Annotated in this window: 11 protein-coding genes; 10 read left to right on the top strand and 1 reads right to left on the bottom strand. The window is 70.2% G+C overall.

The annotated features are described in order from the left end of the window. Positions 1–112: 112 nt before the first annotated feature. The 10 genes from Q5425_RS13570 to Q5425_RS13525 all read left to right on the top strand — a co-directional run bounded on the left by Q5425_RS13570 (position 113) and on the right by Q5425_RS13525 (position 10,680). The gene (locus tag Q5425_RS13570; protein ID WP_308672553.1) at positions 113–1,405 is read left to right on the top strand and encodes an extracellular solute-binding protein; all 1,293 of its coding nucleotides are present in this window, start codon (positions 113–115) and stop codon (positions 1,403–1,405) included. Between the two features lie 3 nt (positions 1,406–1,408). Next, positions 1,409–2,386, top strand: coding sequence for a sugar ABC transporter permease (locus tag Q5425_RS13565; protein ID WP_308672552.1), 978 nt, complete (start codon positions 1,409–1,411; stop codon positions 2,384–2,386). After that, positions 2,383–3,228: a carbohydrate ABC transporter permease gene (locus Q5425_RS13560; protein ID WP_308672551.1), complete on the top strand. Its 846-nt coding sequence runs from the start codon at positions 2,383–2,385 to the stop codon at positions 3,226–3,228. Before Q5425_RS13565 ends, Q5425_RS13560 begins: the two co-directional genes overlap by 4 nt. 3 nt (positions 3,229–3,231) lie before the next feature. Beyond that, on the top strand, positions 3,232–4,020 hold the full coding sequence (locus Q5425_RS13555; RefSeq protein WP_308672550.1) for a DUF624 domain-containing protein: 789 nt from the start codon (positions 3,232–3,234) through the stop codon (positions 4,018–4,020). Then, positions 4,017–5,150, top strand: coding sequence for a Gfo/Idh/MocA family oxidoreductase (locus Q5425_RS13550; protein ID WP_308672549.1), 1,134 nt, complete (start codon positions 4,017–4,019; stop codon positions 5,148–5,150). The genes Q5425_RS13555 and Q5425_RS13550 overlap by 4 nt, the downstream gene beginning before the upstream one ends. Beyond that, positions 5,150–6,376 carry a Gfo/Idh/MocA family oxidoreductase gene (locus tag Q5425_RS13545; RefSeq protein ID WP_308672548.1) on the top strand — a complete coding sequence of 409 codons (1,227 nt, stop codon included), beginning with the start codon at positions 5,150–5,152 and terminating at the stop codon, positions 6,374–6,376. Before Q5425_RS13550 ends, Q5425_RS13545 begins: the two co-directional genes overlap by 1 nt. After that, complete coding sequence (locus Q5425_RS13540) at positions 6,373–7,314, top strand: PmoA family protein (RefSeq protein ID WP_308672547.1); 942 nt, start codon at positions 6,373–6,375, stop codon at positions 7,312–7,314. The genes Q5425_RS13545 and Q5425_RS13540 overlap by 4 nt, the downstream gene beginning before the upstream one ends. Positions 7,315–7,324: 10 nt before the next feature. Continuing rightward, complete coding sequence (locus Q5425_RS13535; protein WP_308672546.1) at positions 7,325–8,611, top strand: pectate lyase; 1,287 nt, start codon at positions 7,325–7,327, stop codon at positions 8,609–8,611. Positions 8,612–8,806: 195 nt separating this feature from the next. Further along, entirely contained in the window at positions 8,807–9,592 is a 786-nt protein-coding gene (locus Q5425_RS13530) for a pectate lyase (protein ID WP_308672545.1), read from the top strand. A 65-nt stretch (positions 9,593–9,657) separates the two neighbouring features. Next, on the top strand, positions 9,658–10,680 hold the full coding sequence (locus Q5425_RS13525; RefSeq protein WP_308672544.1) for a pectinesterase family protein: 1,023 nt from the start codon (positions 9,658–9,660) through the stop codon (positions 10,678–10,680). A gap of 83 nt (positions 10,681–10,763) precedes the next feature. On the opposite strand, the gene Q5425_RS13520 is transcribed toward Q5425_RS13525, so the two are convergent. Continuing rightward, on the bottom strand, positions 10,764–12,389 hold the full coding sequence (locus Q5425_RS13520; protein WP_308672543.1) for an ABC transporter substrate-binding protein: 1,626 nt from the start codon (positions 12,387–12,389) through the stop codon (positions 10,764–10,766). Positions 12,390–12,779: the final 390 nt, after the last annotated feature.

Genomic DNA, 12,779 nt, shown 5'->3' with positions numbered 1-12,779 from the left:
CAAGGGCTATTACCGCCATTTGCCCGTTGACACCGGTGCGGCGCACTGCCTACCGTGAGCGCGCTGACAGCGTTTTCAGAAAAGTGCTGACCGGCTGAGGACGGAGAGTTCGATGGGGCGGACAACTGAGCGTAGGACCAGAGGGCGGGGTGTCGCCGCGCTGGCCGTGGTGGTGCCGTTGCTGCTGACGGGGGTGGCCGCCTGCGGCTCGGACTCCGGTGGCGGCGGTGACGTGACCATCAACTTCGTCTGGTGGGGCAGCGAAGGGCGGGCGAACCTGACGAAGAAGGCCGTCGAGCTGTTCCAGCAGAAGAACCCGAACATCAAGGTGCAGACGTCCTTCTCGGCGTACGCGGCCTACTGGGAGAAGCTGGCGACGCAGACGGCCGGGGGCAAGCCGCCGGACGTGCTCAACGTCGACAGCCGCTACCTGGCCGAATACGGCGGCCGCAACGTGCTGGCCGACCTGAACTCCGGCGCGGGCAAGGCGATCTCGCTCGCCGACGTCAACCCCGAGCTGGCGGCCACCGGGGTGTACCAGGGCAAGCGGTTCGCCGTGCCGTGGGCGCAGAACACGCCGGCGATGATCTACGACCCCGCGGCCTTCACGGCGGCGGGCGCGGACCCGGCCAAGGGCATGACCTGGGACCAGTACGCCGAGACGGCCCAGAAGGTCAGCGCGGCGGGCTCGGCACGCGGGGTGACCGACTTCGGCATCCTCGACACCACGCTGGAGATCTGGCTGCGCCAGCAGGGCAAGCAGTTCTACACCCCGGAGGGCAAGCTCGGCTTCGCCGCCGACGACCTGCGCCGCTACTGGCAGCTGGCGAGCAAGTTCCGCGACACGAAGGCCGCCTCGCCCGCGGACGTCACGGCGTCCTACAACACCTCGCCCGAGCAGGCCCCGCTCGGCAAGAAGCTGACCAGCTCCGAGTTCGCCTACGACAACCTGCTGCCGGCGTACCAGAAGGCGAACGGCAAGCCGCTGAACGTGGCGCCGTACCCGAGCGGCGCGAACGGCGACACCGGGCAGTACCGGCGGCCGTCGATGTTCCTGGCCGTCTCGGCGCGCAGCCAGCAGCAGGAGGCGGCGGCGAAGCTCGTCGACTTCCTGGTCAACGACCCCGAGGTCGGCAAGATCGTCGGCACCGACCGCGGCCTCGCCCCGAACCTCAAGGTCCGCGCGCAGCTGGCGGCCGGCGCGTCCGGCAACGACAAGACCCTCTACGACTACGAAGCCGCGCTCGAACCGAAGCTCGGGGCCGCGCCACCGGTGCCGCCGAAGGGCGCCGGCGCGATCCAGAAGCTGCTCCAGCGCACGTACGAGGAGGTCGCGTTCGGCCGGATGAACATCGACGACGCGGTCAACCGGTTCATGACCGAAGCCCAGAAGGGACTGTCCTAGCCGATGACGACCCTGCGCACACCGGACCCGCCGGTCGCGCCCGGGGACCGCCCGGTGCGCGCCCGGCGCCGGGACTCCCCGGCCGGGCGCCGTCGCAAGAGCCAGCCGGAGGCGTTCGCCTTCCTCACCCCCTGGCTGCTCGGCGCGGTGGCGCTGACCGTCGGCCCGATGGTGGTCTCGCTCTACCTGTCGTTCACCGACTACGACCTGTTCACCGCGCCGAAGTGGGTCGGGTTCGGCAACTTCGCGCACATGTTCGCCGGCGACGACCGTTACCTGCAGTCGGTGAAGGTCACGCTGATCTACGTGCTGGTGTCGGTGCCGCTGAAGCTGGCGGTGTCGCTGCTGGTGGCGATGCTGCTCAACACCCGCCGCGGCGCAGGTGGCTTCTACCGCGCGGCGTTCTACGCGCCTTCACTGCTGGGCGCGAGCGTCGCGGCGGCGCTGGTGTGGCGGGCGCTGTTCATGGGCGGCGGCCCGGTGAACGAGGTGCTCGCGTTCTTCGGCTGGCACACCCCGAGCTGGGTGGACGACCCGCAGTTCAGCCTCGCATCGATCGTGCTGCTGGGCGTGTGGCAGTTCGGCGCGCCGATGGTGATCTTCCTGGCCGGGCTCAAGCAGATCCCGGCGGAGCTGCACGAGGCGGCCGCGATCGACGGCGCGGGCGCGTTCCGCCGGTTCCGGCACATCACGCTGCCCATGCTGTCGCCGGTGATCTTCTTCAACCTGGTGATGGAGGCGATCCACGCCTTCCAGGCGTTCACCCCGGCGTTCGTCATCGGCGGCGGCCGCGGCGGCCCGGCCGACGCGGACCTGTTCTACACGCTCTACCTGTTCGAGGTCGGCTTCCAGGACTTCCGGATGGGCTACGCGTCCGCGATGGCGTGGGTGCTGCTGGCGGTCATCGCGATCGTGACGGCCATCGTCTTCCGCACGGCGAAGCTCTGGGTGTTCTACGACGATGCGGAGGACCGGAAATGACGGTGCTGCCGCGCACGGCGCGGTCGTTCGGCTGGCACGTGCTGTGCCTGGTCATCGTCGCCGTGGTGCTGTACCCGCTGGTGTGGCTGGCGTTCGCGTCGGTCAAGCCGCCGGACGAGATCCTCTCGCGGCTGGCGCTGCTGCCGACCCGGTTCGTCTTCGACGGCTACACGAAGGGCTGGGAGGGAGCGGCGGGCGTCGGGTTCGGCCGCTTCTTCCTCAACTCGTTCCTCGTGGCCGGCCTGTCGGTGGCGGCGAACGTGCTGTCGTGTTCGCTGGCCGCGTTCGCCTTCGCCCGGTTGAACTTCCGGTTCCGCGGCGCGCTGTTCGCGTTCATGATCACCACGCTGATGCTGCCCTACCACGTGACGCTGATCCCGCAGTACGTGATCTTCCAGCAGGCCGGGCTGGTCAACACGTTCGTTCCGCTCATCCTGCCGAAGCTGCTGGCCACCGAGGCGTTCTTCGTGTTCCTGATCGTCCAGTTCATGCGGGGGATCCCGCGCGAGCTCGACGAGGCGGCGATCATCGACGGCTGTTCGGTGTACCGCACGTTCTGGCACGTGGTGCTCCCGCTGTCGAAACCGGCGCTGGTCACGACGTCGATCTTCACGTTCATCTGGACGTGGAACGACTTCTTCACGCAGATGGTGTACCTGAACGACACGGAGAAGTTCACCGTGCCGCTGGGCCTGCGGCTGTTCGTGGACACCAGCAGCGAGTCGAACTTCGGCGCGATGTTCGCGATGTCCGCGCTCGCGCTGGTCCCGATCGTGCTGTTCTTCCTGGCCTTCCAGCGCCTGCTGGTGGAAGGCGTCAGCACCAGCGGCCTGAAGGGGTGAGGGATGCGAACGCTGAAGCGATCTACAGGGTGGCGAGCCGGGCTCGGTGACTTTTCGGACTGCCTGCTGGCGGGGTTGCTCGTCGCGCTCGCGTCGGTGCCGGTGGTGACGGCGGCCCCGGCGTTGACGGCGGGCTGCCGGATCCTGGACCGGGCCCGGCACGACGTCGGAGCTCCACTGTGGACGACGTTCTGGGCCGACTTCCGCGAGGCCGCGCGGGGCGGGGTGCTCTTCGGGCTGGGGTGCCTCGCGGCGGTGGTGGTGTTCGCGGTGGACCTGGAAGTGGTGGCTTCGATGCCGGCGGCCGGCGTGCTGAAGCCGGCGTTGTGGGTGCTGGTGGTGGCGGGTGTGGTGGTCGCCGTGCGGACGTGCGAGGTCATGGCCACGGGCAGCCCGGCTTGGCGCCGGGCCGCCGGGGCGGCAGCGCGGGAAGCCGCCGTGGTGGGTCCTGCTTGGCGTCGGGAGTTCGGGGCCGCAGCGCGGGAAGCCGCCGTGGTGGGTCCCGCGTGGCGTCGGGAGTTCGGGGCCGCAGCGCGGGAAGCCGCCGCGGGCGGTCCCGCTTGGCGCCGGGCCGCCGGGACCGCAGCGCGGGAAGCCGCCGTGGTGGGTCCCGCGTGGCGCCCGGCATTCGTCGCGGCGGCGCGGGAAACCGCCGGGTCGCCGGGCCGCAGCCTCCTCCTCGCCGCTGCTGTTGGCCTGGCCGTCCTGCTCGTCTGGATGCTGCCCATCCTCGCCCTCGTGGTGGCCGGGCCCCTCGCCCTGGCCGCGGTCGCGACCGGCGGCCGCCGATGACGCCGAAGGTGGTCGTCTTCGGCACGGCCGGTTACGCGGGCCAGCACCTGCGCCGGGCCCGCGCGCTGCACGACCGCGGCGAGCTCGTCCTCGCCGGTGCCTGCGACATCCGCGAGCCACCGCAAGAGGCTCGCGCACTGCTGCCCGAAGGCGCGGTGACCACCCGGGACGCGGCGGAGCTGCTCGCCCGCACGACCCCGGACATCGCCGTCGTGGCGACCCCGCCGCACACCCACCTGCCCCTGGCGAAACTCGCGCTCGCCGCCGGCTGCCACCTGCTCGTCGAAAAACCACCCGTGCTCGACCTCGCGGCCTTCGGCGAACTCACCGAACTGACCCGCGGCCGCGCCTGCCAGACCGGGTTCCAGAGCTTCGGCTCGGCCGCCGTCCCGGTGGTGCGGGCCGCGATCGGAACCGGCGCGATCGGCGCGGTCACCGGGATCGCCGCCGCCGGGGCGTGGATCCGGCGGGACCGGTACTTCGCCCGCGCCGAGTGGGCGGGCCGCCGCCGCGTCGGCGGGCAGCCGGTCGTCGACGGGGCGCTGACCAACCCGTTCGCCCACGCCGTCGCGACCGCCCTGCTGGTCAACGGGACCGCCGAGGTCCTGCCGGAGCGGACCGCCGTCGAGCTGTACCGGGCGCGGGACATCGAGTCCGACGACACCGCCTGCGCGCGGTTGAGCTTCGCCGGGGCGCCGGACGTCGTCGTCGCGGCCACGCTCGACGCCGAAGCCGACCACGACCCGTACGTGCTGGTCCACGGCACCCAAGGCCGGATCCGCTGGCACTACAAGACCGACCTGGTCACCATCGACGGCGAACAGCGTGAGGTCGGGCCGCCCCGGGACCTGCTGGCCAACCTCGTCGCGCACGTCCGCGGCGGCGAGCCGCTGCTGGCTCCGCTGGCCGCCACCCGCGCCTTCACCGCGCTGGTGGAGGCGGTCCGCGACGCGCCCGAACCGCTGCCGCTGCCCACCGCATGGGTCCAGGCCGTGGACTCCGGGCCCGAACGGCACTTCGTCGTCCCGGGCATCGACCGCGACGTCGACACCGCGGCCGAACGGCTCGCGCTCTTTTCCGAACTCGCCCTGCCCTGGACCGGCGCGACTTCACCGGAACGAGAGAGGTGATGGCGGTGCGACGCCACGCGATCGTCGGCCTGGGCTCCCGGGCCCAGCTCTTCGCCCGGGCCCTGGCCTCCTCCCCGCGAGCGGAACTCGCGGCCTTCTGCGACCGGAACGTCACCCGCATGCGGGTGCACAACGAGTGGCTCGGCACGCAGGTCCCCGGCTACCGGCCGGCGGACTTCACCGCCATGCTCACGAAGGAACGCATCGACGTCGTCGTGGTGTGCACGCCGGACCACACGCACGCGGACTACGTCGTCGCCGCGCTCGAGGCCGGCTGCGACGTCGTCACGGAAAAGCCGATGACGACCGACGTCGGGGGTGCGCGGCGGATCCTGGCGGCCCGGCGCGAGACCGGCCGCTCGGTGCGGGTCGCCTTCAACTACCGGTACAACCCGGTGCACCGCCGGGTGCGGGAGCTGCTCGCCGGCGGCGCGATCGGGGAGATCGGCTCGGTCGAGTTCAGCTGGCTGCTCGACACCGCGCACGGCGCCGACTACTTCCGCCGCTGGCACCGGGACAAGGCGAACTCCGGCGGCCTGCTCGTGCACAAGTCCGGCCACCACTTCGACCTCGTCAACTGGTGGCTCGGCAGCGGCCCCGAGACGGTGTTCGCGCTGGGCAAGCTGTTCTTCTACGGCGACAAAACCGGCCACCGCACGGCCGGCGACCGGTTCGCGCTGGACCTCGAAGCCTCACCCAGGCTGCGCGCGCTCTACCGCGACGCCGAGCGGGAAGACGGTTATGTCCGGAACCAGGACGTGTTCGCGCCCGGCGTCACCATCGAAGACGACTTGTCGGTGCTCGTGCGCCACCGCGGCGGGGCGGTGCTGAACTACCACCTGCACGCGTATTCGCCGCGGGAGGGCTACCGCGTCGCGTTCTCCGGCAGCGAAGGGCGGCTGGAACTGGACGTCCGGGAGAACGAGTACGCCTCCGGTGCCGAGCCGGTGCCGGAGCCGGGGCGTGCCCGGCTGACCGTGCAACGGCACTGGGAGCCGCCGGAAGCCGTGTTCGACGGGCTGCTCGGGGACGGGCACGGCGGCGGCGACGAGCGGATGCTCGCCGAGCTGCTCGGCGACGCCGAACCGGACGCGCTCGGCTGCGCGGCCGACCACGACGCCGGACTGCAGGCCCTGCTCACCGGGCTCGCCGCGAACCGGTCCCTGGAAACCGGCCGGCCGGTCTCCGTCGAAGAGCTGCTGGGGGAGATCGGGGAACCGGCGTGAGCCGGGCGGCGGTGGGGGACGGGACGCTGGCGATCGCCGATGAGGACGACGGCCGGGTGCGCGTGCGCCTCGGCGACGTCGTCCTGGCCGAGTACGTCGTCGAGCCGCCGACACCGGCCGGGGACTCGCCGAAGCCCTACCTGCACCCGTTGCGCACCACCGCGGGGGAGATCGTGACCGCGGTCCGGCCGCACGACCACACCTGGCACAACGGCCTGCAGTTCACCATGGCCCACCTTTCGGGCGAGAACTTCTGGGGCGGCCGCACCTACGTGCGCGGCCGCGGTTACACCCCGCTCGACAACAACGGCACCATCGGCCACGTCCGCTGGGAGAGCATCGGCGGCGCGGACGGGCACTGCGAACTGCGCCACGAGCTGGCCTGGCGGACGGCGGCCGGACGGCGCTGGCTCACCGAGCACCGCACGCTCCGCTTCGGCGACGTCTCGTCCGCCGGCGGGCACTGGACGCTCACCTGGTCCAGCCGGCTGCGCAACACCAGCGGCCACGAGCTGCGCTGGGGGAGCCCGGTGACCGAAGGCCGGGACACCGCCGGCTACGGCGGGCTGTTCTGGCGCGGGCCGCGCTCGTTCGTCGGCGGCACGGTCCGGACGTCGGACGGGAAGTCCGCGGCCGACGCGATGGGCCACCGGGCGCCGTGGCTCGCCTTCACCGGGCAGCACGACGAAAGCCTGCGGACCTCGACGCTGCTGTTCGCCGACAGCCCGGCGAACGCGGCGCACCCGACGGCCTGGTACGTCCGCGCCGAGCCGTTCCCCGTGGTCAGCTTCGCCGCGACCTACCACCGGCCGTGGCTGCTCGAACCGGGCGCCGAGCTGACCTTGACCCACCACGTCGTCGTCATCGACGGCGCCCCGGACGCCGCCGGGCTCGCCCGGCTCGCGGCGCGGGTGCTCACGGGACCGGACACCGACTAGAGGAGCCGACATGCGCTGGAAGGCTTTCGCGGGGTGCCTCACCCTGCTCGGACTGACGCTCACCGCAGCACCCGCCCAAGCGCACGGCCGCGACCCCGGCCGGGTCGTGCTGGGCGCGCACGACGGCTGGGCCGCCGCGACCACCGGGACCACCGGCGGGGCGGCCGCCGCCCCCGGCGACGTCCACACGGTGACCAAGCGCTCCGAGCTCGTGGCCGCACTGGCCGCGCACCCGGGCGCACCGAAGATCGTCTACGTCCGGGGCACGATCGAGGGCAACGTGGACGCCGCCGACCGGCCGGTGAGCTGCGAAGGGTTCGCGGACCCGGCCTACAGCCTGCCGGCGTACCTGGCCGCCTACGACCCGGCGACGTGGGGGAGAGTGCCGCCGTCGGGACCGCTGGAAGAGGCCCGCGAGCGGTCGCAGGCCAACCAGGCGAAGCAGGTCGTGGTCGACGTCGGCCCGAACACGACGATCGTCGGGCTCGGCGGCCGCGCGACGCTGCACGGGCTGACCCTGCGCGTCACCGGCGACAACGTGATCCTCGAGAACCTGCACTTCTCCGACGCCCACGACTGCTTCCCGCAGTGGGACCCCCTCGACACCGCCGACGGCAACTGGAACTCCGAGTACGACAACCTCGACCTGGTCGGCGCGACGCACGTCTGGGTGGACCACAACGAGTTCAGCGACGGCGGGAACGACCGGCAGCCCTCGTACTTCGGCCGCAAGTACGAGGTCCACGACGGGCTGCTCGACATCGTCAACGGCTCGGACCTGGTCACGGTGTCCTACAACCGGCTGCACGACCACGACAAGACCATGCTGATCGGCAACACCGACAAGCCCACCTACGACGTCGGCAAGCTCCGGGTGACCCTGCACCACAACCTCTTCTCCGAGATCGGCCAACGGGCACCGCGGGTGCGCTACGGCCAGGTGCACGTCTACGACAACCTGTACGTGGTGCAGGACCCGGCCGCCTACACGTATTCGCTCGGCGTCGGCGTCGAGTCCCGGATCTACGCGGAGAACAACTTCTTCCGCATTCCGGCCGGCCTGCCGCTGGGCCAGCTCGTGCACTACTGGAAGGGAACGGTGCTGCACGCGACCGGCACGCTGGTGTCCCAGGGCAACCAATGGCCGCGTGCGGTCGACCTGCTGGCCGAGTACAACGCGGCCAACGACCCGGATCTCGGGGCGGACGTCGGCTGGACACCCACCCTCGTCGAACGCCTCGACCCCGCCTGGGCGGTCCCGGCGCTCGTGCTCGCCGGGGCCGGCACCGGTCGCTGAAACCTTCGACAATTTCGGCGTTTTCAGAAAACCCCCGCCGTCGGCGACCATCCGGGCGACATGTCCGGCGCTGCGGCGACCGACATTGACACCACGAGGCCGCAACCCGAAACTTCGGTACGAGAAAGCGCTTTCACAACCCGGTCGGACGTTTTCCATCAGCGCCGATTGAAGCACGAGACCAGGGAGTGGCCAATGATTTCCCCAGCAACGTCCCGGATCGCCCGGGTGGCGGCCGTCGCCGCGCTCGTCGTTTCAGCGGCGGTCGGCACCGGCGCCACCGCGTCGGCCGCCTCGTGGCCGACCCCGAGCAGCAGCGTGCCGGTGGGCGCGACGATCAAGGTCACCAGCGGCACCTACGACGGCGGGCTCAAGCGGTTCTACGGCACCGGCGACCTCGGCAGCGGTGGCCAGGACGAGGGCCAGAGCCCGCTCTTCCAGCTGGCCAACGGCACCACCCTGAAGAACGTCGTCCTGGGCAGCCCGGCCGCCGACGGGGTGCACTGCCTCGGCACCTGCACGCTGCTCAACGTCTGGTGGGAGGACGTCGGCGAGGACGCCGCGACCTTCAAGGGCACCTCCGCCTCGCAGTCGATGACCATCGACGGCGGCGGCGCGCGCAAGGCCTCGGACAAGGTCTTCCAGCACAACGGCCCCGGCACGATGTACATCCGGAACTTCCAGGTCAACGACTTCGGCAAGCTCTACCGCTCCTGCGGCAACTGCGGGACGCAGTACAAGCGCAACGTCGTCGTCGACAACGTCACCGCCACCGTGCCCGGCAAGGCGCTCGTCGGCATCAACACCAACTACGGCGACACCGCCAAGCTGACGAGGATCACCATCGTCGGCGACTCCAGCCGCAAGCTCGAGCCCTGCACGAAGTACAAGGGCGTCACCAGCGGCGAGCCGACGAAGATCGGCAGCGGCCCGGATTCGACGAACTGCCTCTACACCTCGGCCAACATCACCTACAAGTAACCGATCCACGCCGGGAGTGCCGGCCGCCGTCCGGTACTCCCGGCGTGTTCCACCGCGGAGGTGTCATGCTCAAGACCTTGCTCGTCGCTTCGGCGCTCGCCGGAGCGGTGCTGTGCGCGCCACCGTCCGGGGCCGCGGCGGCCAACGTCGTCGTGGCCAAGGACGGCTCGGGGAACTACCCGACCGTCCAGGCCGGGATCAACGCGGTGTCGGCGGGCGGCACGATTTCGATCAAGCCCGGCACCTACCGCGAAGTCGTCACCGTGCCCGCCGGCAAGACCGGGATCACCCTGCGCGGGACCACCGGCACCGCTGCCGACGTCGTGATCGACTACGACAACGCCAGCGGGACGAAGAAACCCGACGGCTCGACCTACGGCACCTCGGGCAGCGCGACCGCGACGATCGCCGCGAACGGCTTCACCGCGTCCGCGCTGACCTTCCGCAACTCCTTCGACCGCAAGGCCCACCCGGAGATCACCGACACCCAGGCGGTCGCGGTCAAGACCACCGGCGACCGGATGGTCTTCGACAACGTCACCTTCCTCGGGCACCAGGACACCCTCTACGCCGACACCGCGGCCGTCGGCACGATCGGCCGCCAGTACTACCGCAACTGCGCGATCAGCGGTGACGTCGACTTCATCTTCGGCCGCGCGACGGCGGTGTTCGACCGGGCGACGATCACCCTGCTCGACCGCGGTTCGAGCAGCAACAACGGCTACCTGACCGCGGCCAGCACCCGGCGGTCGAACCCGTACGGCTTCCTGATCACCGGCAGCAAGGTGGTCAGCTCGGCGGCCAAGGCGAGCTTCCACCTGGGCCGTCCGTGGCACCCGGGTGGTGACGTCGACGCCATCGCCCAGGTCCTGATCCGCGAGACGTCCCTGCCGGCCGCGATCAAGCCGGCCCCGTGGACGGACATGTCCGGCTTCTCGTGGAAGGACGCGCGGTTCTTCGAATACCGCAACACCGGCCCGGGTGCGGGGACCGGGACCGACCGGCCGCAGCTGCCCGCCGCGCAGGCCGGGAACTACACCGCGCAGAAGTACCTCGCGGGCAGCGACGGGTGGAACCCCGTGCACTGACTCCGTCTCCCCGCCGTCGTGAGTGGTAAGGCGGGTTCTAACCCGCCTTACCACTCACGACGGCGTGGTGGTGGGAGCCGCAGCTACTTCTTCAGGACCTCGATGGACGGGTAGTCCGGCATGCGGCGGAAGTCCAGGGCCGCGGACTTGAGGTTCTTCGACTTCGCCGCCACGCCCTTCTCGTCCCACACCGGGATCGTCGGCAGGTCCTGCGCGACCAGGTCCTCGGCCTGCTGGTACAGCTTGACCGCGGCGTCCTTGTCCGCGGTGGCGTCCGCCTGGCCGAGGAGCGCGTCGACCTTCGGGTTGGAGTACGTCGAGTCGTTCGAGGACCCGCCGGTCTTGAAGATCGGGTTCAGGAAGTCCTCGATGGACGGGTAGTCCGCCGACCAGTCCGAGCGGCCCATGCCGGTGAGCTTGTGGCCGGTCACGATGCTGCGCCACTGGCCGAAGTCGGTCGCGGGCACGAAGTCGCACTCGACACCGAGGGTGTTCTTGATGCTGTTGCACGCCGCGACCAGCGGTTCCTTGCGGCCACCGTCCGCGTTGGACGCGATGGTCAGCTTGCCCTTGAAGCCGGACTTCGCGAAGGCTTCCTTGGCCGCCGCCGGGTCGTACTTGCAGAACTGGCAGACGCCGGGACGCGCACCCGGGATGCCCTGCGAGATGTAGCCGTCCGCCGGCACGTAGGTTTCGTTCATGACCGTCTTGGTGATCTGCACGCGGTCGATCGCCATCGAGATGGCCTTGCGCAGGTCCAGGTTGTTGTAGCCGGGCACGTAGTACGGGATGTTGATGGTGCTGATCCCGAGCAGGTGGCCGGTCACCAGCCGGTCGCCGAGGTCGTTCTTGTACTTGCCGCCCGCGACCGCCGACGGCGGCAGCGCCTCCATGAAGTCGAGCCGTCCGCTCAGCAGGTCCTGGTAGGCGGTCTCCTGGCTGGCGTAGATCTTGACGTCGAGGTTCTTGAACTTGACCTTGTCGTCACCCTTGTAGTCGTCGTTGCGGGTGAGCTTGATGTCCTGGTTGGGCGTCCGCGAGACGAACTTCAGCGGGCCGTTGCCGATCGGGTGCTGCTCGAAGGCCTTGGGGTCCTTGAAGAACGAGTCGGGCAGCGGCGCGAAGGCGTGGTAGCCGACCTTGATGTCGAAGACCGAGAACGGCGCGTTCAGCGTCACCTGGAACTCGTAGTCGCCCTTGGCGACCAGGCCGGACATCTTGTCGGTGGCCGGCTTGGCGTTCTCGTCCTCGGGGTGGACCTCGGCGTAGCCCTGGATGTTGGAGAAGAAGTCGGTGTTGAGCTGGCCGTTCGGCGCGTAGGCGCCGTAGTTCCAGGCGTCGATGAAGTTGTGCGCCTTCACCTCGGTGCCGTCGTGGAACTTCCAGCCCTGCTTGATCTTGATGTCGTAGACCTTGGAGTCGGTCGTGGTGATCGAGTCCGCCATCAGGTTGTAGGGCTTCGCGTCCGCGCCCTTGAACCCGACCAGCGTGGCGAACATCGGCTGGACCGCCTTGGTGCCGCCCAGGTCGTTGATGTTGGTCGGGACCAGCGCGTTCTGCGGTTCGGTGCCGTAGACGCTGACCGTGCCGTCCGGGTCTGCCTCGCCGGACCCCGTGGAGCTGCCCGAGCCACCGCCGCACGCAGCGAGCGCGAGCGCCAGCGAGGTCATCACCACCGTGGGTCCCCAGAGCCTGCGCGAACGACGCATGATCCCTCCATCTCCGTCTGCCCGAAAGGTGAGACGCACGCTATCGGGGGCGGTGAAGCCGATCACAGGACTGCGGTGTTGCAAATGTGTGACGGTCGTCAGGACCACCTGGTTGGAGCACAACCAACGTAGGAATCCGGATACTCCGGGCGGCCTAGCGCGGACAGTTGGTCATCGCCCGCTCACCCACGGTTTGCGTTGCGGCACAAGCCCTTTGGGGCGGCCGAACGGTCGGTCAGGTGAACGAAAAGCCCCGGCCCGGGCGTCTCGCGTGACTGAGCGGGCATCACGCGTGATCAGAGAGGCATCACGCGTGTGGAGTTGCCCCGGCGGGGCGGACACGGGGTTTTCAGGCAGCTGGGGCTTGAGCGTAGTAGTTGGTTCGGGTTT

Source organism: Amycolatopsis sp. A133 (assembly GCF_031082405.1).
Classification (GTDB): Bacteria; Actinomycetota; Actinomycetes; order Mycobacteriales; family Pseudonocardiaceae; genus Amycolatopsis.
The sequence above is the reverse complement of the archived record's forward strand: the minus strand, read 5'-3'. Positions and strand labels throughout refer to the sequence as shown.